At 67.6% G+C, this 10,101-nt stretch carries 7 protein-coding genes and 2 pseudogenes; 4 read left to right on the plus strand and 5 right to left on the minus strand.

Going from position 1 to position 10,101, the window contains the following annotated elements:
* Window positions 1-239 precede the first annotated feature (239 nt).
* Window positions 240-1,698 (minus strand): annotated as a pseudogene (locus tag ACFU5K_RS29805) (NF041680 family putative transposase).
* 163 nt (window positions 1,699-1,861) lie between these two features.
* On the opposite strand from ACFU5K_RS29805, the gene ACFU5K_RS29810 reads away from it, so the two are divergent.
* Window positions 1,862-2,227 (plus strand): nuclear transport factor 2 family protein, encoded by a 366-nt coding sequence (locus ACFU5K_RS29810; protein ID WP_384067197.1) that lies wholly within the window; start codon window positions 1,862-1,864, stop codon window positions 2,225-2,227.
* 67 nt (window positions 2,228-2,294) lie between these two features.
* On the opposite strand, the gene ACFU5K_RS29815 is transcribed toward ACFU5K_RS29810, so the two are convergent.
* Entirely contained in the window at window positions 2,295-3,320 is a 1,026-nt protein-coding gene (locus tag ACFU5K_RS29815) for an alcohol dehydrogenase (RefSeq protein WP_384067200.1), read from the minus strand.
* Between the two features lie 537 nt (window positions 3,321-3,857).
* On the opposite strand from ACFU5K_RS29815, the gene ACFU5K_RS29820 reads away from it, so the two are divergent.
* Window positions 3,858-4,601, plus strand: coding sequence for an SDR family oxidoreductase (locus ACFU5K_RS29820; RefSeq protein WP_384067203.1), 744 nt, complete (start codon window positions 3,858-3,860; stop codon window positions 4,599-4,601).
* Between the two features lie 272 nt (window positions 4,602-4,873).
* Window positions 4,874-5,317 carry a VOC family protein gene (locus tag ACFU5K_RS29825; protein WP_384067205.1) on the plus strand — a complete coding sequence of 148 codons (444 nt, stop codon included), beginning with the start codon at window positions 4,874-4,876 and terminating at the stop codon, window positions 5,315-5,317.
* Window positions 5,318-5,489: 172 nt separating this feature from the next.
* Here ACFU5K_RS29825 and ACFU5K_RS29830 read toward each other — a convergent pair whose 3' ends face one another.
* Window positions 5,490-7,796 (minus strand): glycoside hydrolase family 65 protein, encoded by a 2,307-nt coding sequence (locus ACFU5K_RS29830; RefSeq protein WP_384067212.1) that lies wholly within the window; start codon window positions 7,794-7,796, stop codon window positions 5,490-5,492.
* Window positions 7,797-7,852: 56 nt separating this feature from the next.
* The gene (locus ACFU5K_RS29835) at window positions 7,853-8,593 is read right to left on the minus strand and encodes a beta-phosphoglucomutase family hydrolase (protein WP_384067208.1); all 741 of its coding nucleotides are present in this window, start codon (window positions 8,591-8,593) and stop codon (window positions 7,853-7,855) included.
* Between the two features lie 394 nt (window positions 8,594-8,987).
* On the opposite strand from ACFU5K_RS29835, the pseudogene ACFU5K_RS29840 reads away from it, so the two are divergent.
* Window positions 8,988-9,168, plus strand: a pseudogene (locus ACFU5K_RS29840) (DUF2945 domain-containing protein); the annotation flags it as partial.
* A gap of 232 nt (window positions 9,169-9,400) precedes the next feature.
* Here ACFU5K_RS29840 and ACFU5K_RS29845 read toward each other — a convergent pair.
* Window positions 9,401-9,604, minus strand: coding sequence for a cold-shock protein (locus ACFU5K_RS29845; RefSeq protein ID WP_327111533.1), 204 nt, complete (start codon window positions 9,602-9,604; stop codon window positions 9,401-9,403).
* Between the last annotated feature and the right edge of the window lie 497 nt (window positions 9,605-10,101).

The raw sequence follows: 10,101 nt of genomic DNA on the forward strand, positions 1-10,101 counted from the left end.
GCCGCCAGCCGTCTGACACTCCCTGACCGACCCGCCCGAAAGGGCCCGAGACCGTGGACAAGTGGAAAGGCTGGGCAGACCAGCGGACACCCCACACCCGAATCCGCGACGCCGCCCCGACACGCCCTACAGAACCCCGAACCGATCGCACCACCATCAAGCCGGTGGATCCGGGCTCAGCCGTACGGTATGTCCGCGGCATTCCGGACCGCGGCCGCACGCGGGAGCTAGCTTGATCTTTAACCTGTGCGGCGTGGACGCGGGGTAGTTGACTTCTTCGTGCGTCGCTTCGCGGAGCCTGGTCTGCCAACTGTGTGCACGTCATAGCGGGCAGTGGGTTGGTTGTTCTTGCGGCCGGGTGGGCGTCCTGGGCCGGGTCGGGCGGTTTTCGGTGCTTCGGCTGGACAGGCGGCCTTCGTGCGGAGGTGCCGAAAGTCGCGGCGGACTCGTGCGGGAGTGAGCCTGTCGGGCGGGGTCGGTTTCTCCCACGGCCTGCGGAGATAGGCCGCCGGTGGGCGGGCGAGCCGGAGTTGGGTGAATACCGCGAGGATCAGCCAGGTCCAGCGGTCTGCGGCTTCGGGGCTGCGGATCTTCGGGCAGGTCCAGCCCAGGGTCTGCTTGAAAAGGCGGAAGGTGTGTTCGATGTCGAAGCGCCGCAGGAATGCCTGCCAGAGCAGGTCGACGGTGGTTTCGGTGGCGTCGGTGCCCGACCACCACAGCCAGACCGGCTTTTGGTGTCGCACCGCTGGGCAGGTACTCGACCTGCAGACGGATCACGGTGCCCTCGATCACCGGCAGGGCACCCAGCTCAGCAGTCCAGGCGGAGCGGTGGGTCAGCCTCGGGTGGAGCCGGTCCCAGGCCCTGGCGGTGGCCCTCCCGTAGAGGCGGGTGGCGGTCACCGTCTGAATGTCGGGGGTGTTCCAGGTGTCCGGGTCACCGAAGACGAACTCGCCGCCGTGACGGGGTGGGCGGCCCAGGACACCGGGCTCAGGGGGTGGGACCGCGCGTCGTAGGACGCGGTCCGAGCGCATCCGGCCCAGTACCTGCACCGGCAGATCCTTCAACAGGAAGGCCAGACGTGGCACGTCGTATCCGGCGTCCACCACGATCAGGATCTCCTGATCACCGTCCTTCCACTGGCCGGCTGCGACCAGCCGCTCGACGAGTTCGCGCATCTGCCGGGCGGTGACGGTGACGGCGTCGTCGCCCGGTGCCAGACGCAGTGCGTCCAGCGGTGCGGTCCAGGAACTGCGGCCGGTCTCCAGCGCGCAGATCACCGAGTAGGGCCAGCCGGGAACCGGGATGTGCTGGTCCTTGCCCCGCCCATAGGTGTGGCACAGGATCCGCTGCGGTGAGGTGTGTGCGCTGGGCCGCAGCCAGCAGGTGAGGTCGGCGGCCAGGACCAGCCGGCCGTCCGACGCGCGCGGCAGCGGCACCGTCGCCAGGGCCCGCCGCAGCCGGGCGACGTCGACCCGGCCCGCGGCCAGGGCGTCGTAGAGCCCGCCGTGTCCCCGCCGGTGTTCGCCCACCAGCGACAGCTCCACCAAGGACCGGACCGGCCCGTCGGCGCACAACACCGCGTCCACGAGTTCGAACAGTCCATCCGCACGCCTGCTCAGACAGGAGTAGAACTCACCCCGGAAGCGTGACAGTCCCGCAATCGGATCCTGCCGGACGACGTGATGCGACAGACTCATCCCCACGGCCTTTGTGCTGAGCGTTGTGTGTTCCTTGGTCGGATCACATGCTCAGCCGAAGGCCGCCCGCACGTACCGCAGTTACCAGTCCGAGTGATCAAGTACGACGAACCGTTCGGACCCCGAGGTTAAAGATCAAGTTAGGTCAGAAAAGGAGCCCGCAGTGAGCCATGTCGTCGAGGAAGTCCTCGCCCTCTGGAAAGACGCGTTCGACCGCCACCAGCCGGACAGGATGGCGGACGTGTTCACCTCCGACGCCCTCTTCCAGGGCTTCGGGCCGTCCGTCGTCACCGGCCGCGAGGCTGTCCGCTCGTACTACCGGACCGTCGCGGACGGTCGCCGCGCCGAGTTCACCGTCCTCCATAGCTACACGATCGGCGCGGACGCCGTCGGGGGATTCGCGGACGTCACTTTCAGCGGCGCCTCGAAGCCTGAGGTGAAGGTGCACATGTCGCTGGTCCTGCTGCACGGTGCCGAGGGCTGGAAGATCCGTCAGTACCACGTCTCGCGGGTCTCGGCGCAGGACTGAATAGCAACGCCCGCCGCGCGCAGCGGCCATCCGCGATCTGCTTCGCGCGCGAGGGAGACATTGCCCGTCAGCCGGTGGTCAGCACCATCCGGAAGCGCGCGGAACCAGAGAGCATCTTGCGGTAGGCGGCGTCAGTCTCGGCCAGTGGCACCGTCTCCACCCTAGGACGAATGCCGTGCAGGGCGCTGAACTCCATGGTGTCCTGCACGGCCCGCGCGGTCCCGGCCGGGTGCCCTCGCAGGCTGCGGCCTCGCAGAATGATCTGAAGCGGACTGATGTCGATGGGGTCGGGCGAGACTCCGATGACAACCAGTTCACCTCGGTGGCTCAGCCCCTCCACCGTTGCTGAGATGGCCTCCGAGCTGCCGGCGGAGGCGAGGACGACCTTCGCGCCTCCCAGCGCCTGCAGCGCGTCGGCGACCGGGGTACCGCTCGTGCTGTCGATGTAGTGATGAGCCCCCAGTTCCCTGGCCAGGTCGCCCTTCTCGGGACCACGGGCGATGGCCACGGTCTCGAAGCCCATGGCCTTTGCGAACTGCACACCGAGGTGGCCGAGCCCACCGATACCCAGGACCGCCACCAGGTCCCCGGGGCCGGCAGAACTCTGCCGCAGTCCGTCATAGGTCGTGACACCCGCACAGGCCATGGGCCCCGCCTCGGCGGCCGAAAGGGCGTCGGGGATGCGTGCCAGGGCATCGATCGGCGCGATCATACGCTCGGCGTACCCTCCGTCGTATGCCCAGCCCGGGATCTTGAGGTTGTCGCAGACCATGAAGTCGCCCTGCCGACAGGGAATGCAGTATCCGCAACTCCCTCCGAACCACCCCACCGTCACGCGATCCCCCACGTTCCATTTCTGGCTCTGGGCACCTTCTCCCAGCTCCTCGATGCGACCGGCGACCTCGTGCCCCGGAACCAGAGGGAATTGCAGTCCGGGTAGGCCGCCGCTGACGAACACGTCGTCGCTGTGGCAGATCCCGCACGCTTCCACGGCCAGTCGCACGTGCCCGGGACCCGGACGCGGAACCTCGCGGTCCACGATCTCGAAGTTCCCGTTAGGGGTGACGACCTGCGCGGCTCGATAGGTGTTCATGAATGTCTCCGTACTCCGGAGCGGCGGCCCGGTGGGGCGGCCGCAGGCCGATTGCGAGAGGCTGGATTCCCCGGCCGGACCAAGACTGCTGTCGACTGTGAGGCGATCACGCGGCAATACCTTCGCCAGGCAATCATCTCCTCCCCCGGTTCCACACGTGAGCACATCCATCCCACCACTGCCTGGTGCGACGGGCAACAAACGCAACCGCAAGGACCCATCAACACGATTGACAGGCGCACGCGATGCGAACTCACTTCAAGTGGTGGCGCACCGCCTCGCGAGGTAGGTTCGGAAGGCCGGACACACCGTGGCCGGCATCAGAAGGGTGCGGTTCGCGAGGCAATCCGAATCCGCCGGGGACCCACGGCACCGTACGCATTTCTCCCAGGCACGGGATCGAGGACCGGGAAGTAGTTCCCGCACAGCTCTCGATGTCGGGGCGGCCGACGTCCGGGCAGCAGCCGGCGGCCCCGTCGCAGCGGTCCGACACGCGGTCCCACACCTCGTTGCCGCCTAGGTCAATCGGAGGCCCCGATGGGCAAGCCGGACGGATCCCAGGACCTCGCCGACCAGATCGTCGTGGTGATCGGCGCCAGTTCGGGGATGGGTCTTGAGACCGCGCGCCGAGTACGCGCCGCCGGCGGCCAGGTGGTCATGGTCGGGCGAGATCGACAGCGACTGGACAGAGCTGCGGACGAGATCCAGCCTCTGAGCACGGCCGCGCTCGACGCCGCCGACACCGACCGTCTTCAGCGGTTCTTCGGTGAACTGCCCCACACGGTCGATCACATCATATCGACGGCTGGCGGCCCGTCGTACGCACCTCTGGCCGACATGGACCTGGCCGAGACCAGTCAGCACTTCGGAGAACGGCTGGCCATGACGCTCGGGATAGCCAAGTACAGCCAAGGCAAGGTGCGTGACGCGGGAACGCTGTTGTTCATCGGCGGCACAGGCGGTCGGCGGCCAGGTGTCGGCAGGTCGGTAACCGGAGCGCTGACGGCGGCGCTTCCCGCTCTCACAGCGAACCTGGCACTCGAACTGGCCCCGGTCCGCGTGAATCTCATCGCCGCCGGGTTCGTCGACACACCTCTGTCGGCCACACTCCTTGGCGACCAGATCGACGCGCGGCGTGCGGAACTCCGTGCCACCCTGCCCATCCGACGGGTCGTCGGCCCTCGGGATGTCGCTTCTCTTGCCGTACACATCATGTGCAACGAAGCGTTGACGGGCGCGACCTACGACATCGACGGTGGCCAGCAGCTGTTGTCGAGCTGACCGAACCGCAACACCAGTGAGGGCATACCGCGTGTCACGAGAGCGGATTTCACCCGGGTGGTGGCAATTCATCTCGAGGGAGTTTCCCGCAGCAGGGCAGCCGGGCCAAAGCCCAAAGGCAACTCGGCTTACGAGTGGCGGCGTTATGTCCGGCCAGTATCGTGGTATCCCACGGCCGACCGACAAAGATTGCACGGTGGGTGCTTCAGGCGCCGCGCATCGGTGTGCAATTCCGTCCGGTCAATCGCAGGCGGGACAGAAAGGCGTGCACCATGGACATGAAACTCGAAGTCGTAGTGATTCCGGTCACGGACGTCGACCGTTCGAAGAACTTCTACTCCGCATTGGGGTGGCGGCTGGACGCCGATGTCGTCGGCGACGACGGCTTCAGGGTGGTGCAACTGACACCTCCGGGCTCGTCCTGCTCGGTAATCTTCGGTGATGGGGTCAGCTCCGCTGCACCTGGGTCCGCCGAAGGCCTGCATCTCGTGGTCGCGGATATCGAGGCGGCCCGCGCCAAGTTGGCCCGGAACGGTGTCGCGGTGAGCGAGATCTTTCACGATGCCGGCGGAGTGTTCCACCACGCAGGTACGAAGGCGCGGCTCCCCGGACCGGACCCCGCGCGGGCGAGTTACGGATCGTTCGCCTCGTTCACCGACCCGGACGGCAACGGCTGGACGGTGCAGGAGATCACGAAGCGCCTTCCCGGAAGGTGACACCCTGGGTCGAGCATGTACGGAAAGCAGCCGTCCCCGCGTGGGACGGCCGCTTTCCGTGCGCACGGGACCGGCCGCTTTCCGTGAGATGTCGCGCGCCGGCCCCGGCTGCCTCAGTGCTCTTTCGGGCCCCTGGCCCGGGGCGCGCTCAGCAGACCTGCCCACGACGACGTCAGGACCGGTCTTCCTGTTGCTGCCTCGAACGCCCCGGGTAGCGGCCCGGCGGCTGCTCCGGTGCCGGACGGCGGTGGCCGTCCGGCACCGGTCGGCTCGTCGTTGTTCCGGTGGACAGGGTGAGTGTCTCGCCGTGATGAAGGATCGTCATCGATGGTCCCTCGAGCAGCGTGTAGGTGGCTGACCGGGCATCGATCTCCACGCAAAGGCAGTGGCCCCATATCCTGATGCGGAACACGAGCCGGCTGAGCCTCTCCGGCAGGCGGGGCATGAACGACAAGGCGTCACCGTCGTGGCGCATCCCGCCGAAACCGCAGACGAGTGCCATCCAGGTGCCCGCGAGGGAAGCTATGTGCAGCCCGTCGCGGGTGTTGTTCTCCAGGTCGTTCAGGTCCATCATCGCTGCCTCGACGGCATAGTCGTAGGCGAGCTGCAGGTGGCCGACCTCGGCCGCGATCACTGCCTGGCAACAGGCGGACAGCGATGAGTCGCGCACTGTGCAGGGTTCGTAGTAGGCGAAGTTGCGTGCCTTGTGCTCCGCGTCGAAGGACTCGCCGCACGTGTACATCGCGAGCACCAGGTCCGCCTGCTTCACCACCTGCTTCCGGTAGATGTCGAAGTACGGGAAGTGCAGCAGCAGGGGGTACTGGTCGACCCGGGTGGAGGCGAAATCCCACGGCTGGTGGCGCGTGAAGCCGGCATGCTGCTGATGCACCTTCAGCTCGTCGTCGTACGGGAGGTGCATCTCCGCGGCGGCCTCTCGCCACGACGCCGTCTCTTCGTGGTCCACGCCCAGTGCGGCTGCCTCGTGGGGGTTGCGTTCGGCGATCTCGGCACCCCAGCGGAGGTTTCTGCCTGCCATGAGGTTCGTGTACGTGTTGTCGTCCGCGATCGCGCTGTACTCGTCCGGCCCGGTCACCCCGTCGATGTGGAACGTTCCACCGCTGTCGTGATGCCCGAGTGACATCCACAGCCGGGCCGTCTCCACCAGGAGTTCCAGTCCGATCCCGCGCTCGAACTCCGTGTCGCCCGTGGCGGTGACGTAGCGTATGACGGCGTCGGCGATGTCGGCGTTGACGTGGAAGGCGGCGGTGCCGGCCGGCCAGTAGGCGCTGCACTCCGAACCTTCGATGGTCCGCCAGGGGAAAGCCGCCCCACGCAGTCCGAGTTGCCGTGCGCGGTCGCGCGCCTGGGGCAGTGTGCTCTGCCGCCAGTGGAGCGCCTCGACGACGGCACTCGGCGAGGTGTAGGTGAGCAGGGGCAGCACGAAGGTCTCGGTGTCCCAGAAGGAGTGGCCGTCATATCCCGTGCCCGTCAGCCCCTTGCTGGGGATGGCACGCTGCTCCGCACGGGCACCGGCCTGCAGCACATGGAACAGCCCGAAGCGCACGGCCTGTTGCAGTTCCTCGTCGCCCTGCACCTCGACATCGGACCTGGCCCAGAAGTCGTTCAGGTACTCCCGCTGCTCGTCGACCAGACCCTTCCAGCCTGTGGTGGCGGCAGCGGCGAGTGCGGCCTCGACCTGGTCCCGCACGGCCGGAAGCGACCGGACGCCGGACCATCCGTAGGCGACGGTCTTCTCGATCCGGAGCTTCTTGCCCGGAGCGAGTTCCGACGTGACGGTGAGCCGGGCGACGTCGGCGTTGCTCTCACTGCTGGTTCTGGTCATCGCGGGCCCGTCCACGCTGTGGTTGGCCGCCGCCGCCACTCTCAGCCCGCTGTTGTGGGTGCGGTGGATCAGCCGCAGGCACGTTCCGGAGGCCGCGGTCTCTTCGGCGTCGAGCGGCGACTGCAGTGCGACGGCGGTACGCGGATCACCTTTGGGCGTGGGAAGTTGTTCGTTGGCGATGAGCTCCGACTGCACGACGACGCGCACCGTGGCGTCGACGGCCTCGACCTCGTAGGTGATGGCCGCGATCGAGCGCTGGGTGAAGGAGACCATCCGGGTCGAGCGCACCCGGACGCTGCGGCCCGCGGGGGAGGTCCACTCGCATTCGCGCTTCAGCAGACCGGCGCGGAGGTCGAGGACGCGCTCATGGCTGCGCAGGCGGCCGTAGCGCAGGTCGAACGGTTCGTCGTCGACGAGGAGCCGGATGACCTTGCCATTGGTCACGTTGATCGCTGTCTGGCCGGACTCGGGGTTGCCGTACGCGCCTTCCGCGTACGGCAGGGGGTGGACCTCATGGACTCCGTTGAGGTACGAGCCCGGCAGACCGTGCGGCTCGCCCTCGTCGAGGTTCCCTCGCCAGCCGACATGACCGTTGGACAGTGCGAAGACGGATTCGCTCTGCGGCAGCAGATCCATGTTCAGCGGTGCCTCCCGTAGGATCCAGGGGTCGACCGCGAAGCAGTTGGCCGTAATCACGCCTGGTCCCCCATATCAGCCAGGTCCGGAACCACGATGTCCGCGCCGTGGGCCCGCAGGGCGTCGGCCTGTCCGACCCGGTCGAGACCCACGACGTATCCGAAGTGGCCCGAACGTCCTGCTTCCATGCCTGCCAGTGCGTCCTCGAAGACCGCTGACACGGAAGCCTTCACACCGAGTTCTTCGGCAGCGGCGAGGAAGGTGTCCGGACGCGGCTTGCCCGCGAGTCCCCGTTCCGCGGCCACCAACCCGTCGACGCGGACGTCGAACAGATCCTCCGCCTGCACGGACTGAAGGATCGCGCGGCAGTTCACACTCGAGGACACCACCCCGGTCCTGAGCCCTCGCTGCCTCACGGCCCGGACGTAGCGCAGCGTGCTCGGATAGGCCTCGACTCCGCTCGTGCGTATCCTTTCGAGCAACAGGGCATTCTTCCTGTTCCCGAGCCCCCGCACCGTCTCCTGATCCCCGGAGTCCTCCGGCGACCCCTCGGGAAGTGTGATGTCTCTCGACGCCAGGAAACTTCGGACACCGTCCGCGCGCGGTTTGCCGTCCACGTATTCGTTGTAGTCGTGCTCGGAGTCGAACGCTGTGAAGGACGCTCCGTAGCGCCGCCGCAGGAATTCGTCGAAGGCCTGCTTCCATGCGGCGGCGTGGACCACCGCGGTTTTCGTGATCACACCGTCCATGTCGAAAAGACAAGCCTGGATGTGGGCCGGCAGACCTAGCTGTTCCATAACGAGCGCCCTTCCCGGGCCGGCCTCCGCGGTGACACCCGGGCCGCGCCGAACCGGAACCAGGAGCGCGGCGGCCTCCCACACCGGAACCAGGAGCGCGGCGGCCTCCCACATCGGAACCGACCCGTGATTTCACGATCCTCCCGGCCGGAGCCTGGTGCAACCTGCGGCTGCGGACCGTGATCGTTTCCGGCTTCTGAAGGCGGATTCTCGGGAGCGTGGGGATGCGATGGCGGGGCGCAGGCGTGAGGGTGGGCAAGGCTGTCGCCGTGACCACCGCGGAGACGGCCTCACCGAAGCGCAGGGGCGACCGCCAGTCGGGTCTCCGCCCCGATGCCGTGGAAGACCGCCGTCGTATCGCCCCGGACCGAGACACGGCAGGGCGGAGAAGACCGATCCGAGCAAAGGCGACCCGGTCTCCTGGGAGGGTCACGGCCACAGGACGTCTTGGGAGGTGAAGAAGAAGATCACTGGCGGCACCGAAAACGGCGGGCCGCAGCGTGGACGCCTCCCGTGACGAGCCGGAGTACGAGGTGAAGCACGACAAGTCCGGCCGCTCCACGGTGCACAAGCCGGACACCTGCGGGTCGTGGCGTGGAGGTCCCCGTCCTGTTTCCGGCCGTGGCCGGGTGTACGGACTGAGCGCTCGTGCCGCGCGGTGGAGTGTGCCCCGCTCCGCCGTGACTCACCCACCAATGGCCTCGGGGCCGTCGGGTGGCGCGCCTCCAAAGTGCGCAACGGCTGGATCCGGTCACCGGGCCCCCCGGCGCTCGTCCGGGGGGCCCTGGGCGGTTCCGCCCGGCAAGGTCAGGCCGAAGTGATGTTCTCCGCCTGCGGGCCCTTCTGGCCCTGGGTGATGTCAAAGGTGACGGCCTGGCCTTCCTGGAGCTCCCGGAAGCCGGTGGCGTTGATGGCGGAGTAGTGCGCGAAGACGTCCGGTCCACCGCCGTCCTGCTGGATGAAACCGAAGCCCTTCTCGGCGTTGAACCACTTCACAGTCCCGCTGGCCATGCTTGTGCCTTCCTGTTCATATCCGGACCCGCACCTCGCGGTCCCGGGGTGTCCTGGTCCGCGCCGACACAGCAAAACGCCCGCACAAAAGCGCGGGCAGGCGAAGCGGACCACGACATCTGGCAGAGACGCTACATCGCGGAACCGGCCCCCACCAGAGAGCAACAACACGACGCACGCGTCCAGTCGGGTGAGCCGGGCTGCCAACTGCCACCCGGGCGCGGTTGTGTCCCCACCCGACTACTCAGGCCATGCGGCACGTCGCGGGCCGGATCGGGCGCGGCGTCCCCGGAATCCACGGAGCGGATGTGAGCCGTACGGGTCCCCGGCTCTCCGGGCGTGGCGGTGGGACCGAGGCGCACAGAGCCTTTTCAGTCCTTCTGAATTGAACCGGGCCCCCATGCCTGAGTTCCGCAGTTAGCAGTGCCGACTAGGACACGAATATGTGGGTTGACCTGCGAAAATGCCTGTGAGCACGCCGAGATGGCGTGTCACTA

The sequence above is a fragment of the Streptomyces sp. NPDC057428 genome (genome assembly GCF_042803195.1).
In the GTDB taxonomy this organism is placed as follows: domain Bacteria; phylum Actinomycetota; class Actinomycetes; order Streptomycetales; family Streptomycetaceae; genus Streptomyces.